Annotated in this window: 2 protein-coding genes; both read left to right on the plus strand. The window is 46.1% G+C overall.

Translation table 11 applies throughout. The features are described 5' to 3' along the window. On the plus strand, window positions 1-315 hold a 315-nt coding region (locus tag R7044_RS27500; protein WP_225456263.1), incomplete at its 5' end, for an Lrp/AsnC family transcriptional regulator. 19 nt (window positions 316-334) lie between these two features. Continuing rightward, a partial coding sequence (locus R7044_RS27505) for a LysR family transcriptional regulator (protein WP_225456264.1) occupies window positions 335-544 on the plus strand: 210 nt, incomplete at its 3' end.

Below are 544 nucleotides of genomic sequence, written 5' to 3' on the forward strand. Positions count from 1 at the left end.
TTAGGTTATCACGCTGAAATTGCGCCTCCAGAGGGGGATTCGATCTGTGCCTACTTCGCATTGAAATTCGACACATCCATATCATCTTACTACTGTGAATCCTATGCTGATGAGTTGTATAAAATTGATGGTGTGAAATGGTGCCATGCAATCAGCGGCGAAACTGACATGATGGTATTTGTGGAAGTCCCTAACATGAATCGGCTCAATGAAATTCGAGACCAAATTCAACGCTTTCCTGAACTGCGTCATTTGATGACGCATACGGTTCTGACCGAGTTTTTTAATACGACCGGAAACAAGTTCGTAAAGTGAAGCATCAAGTGGGTCGAGTATGTTAAACAACATCAATTTAAATCTGCTGAGGTCGTTGCATGTGCTGCTTGAGGAATGTCATGTAAGCCGCACTGCCGAGCGCTTGCACGTGACTCAATCTGCGGTCAGCCGCCAATTAGCCCAGCTTAGAGAGCTTTGTGGCGATCCATTGCTTGTCCGTCAGGGGAACTTGCTCATACCCACACCTCGAGCGTTAGCGTTAAAAGCT

Source organism: Vibrio sp. 1402 (genome assembly GCF_033340275.1).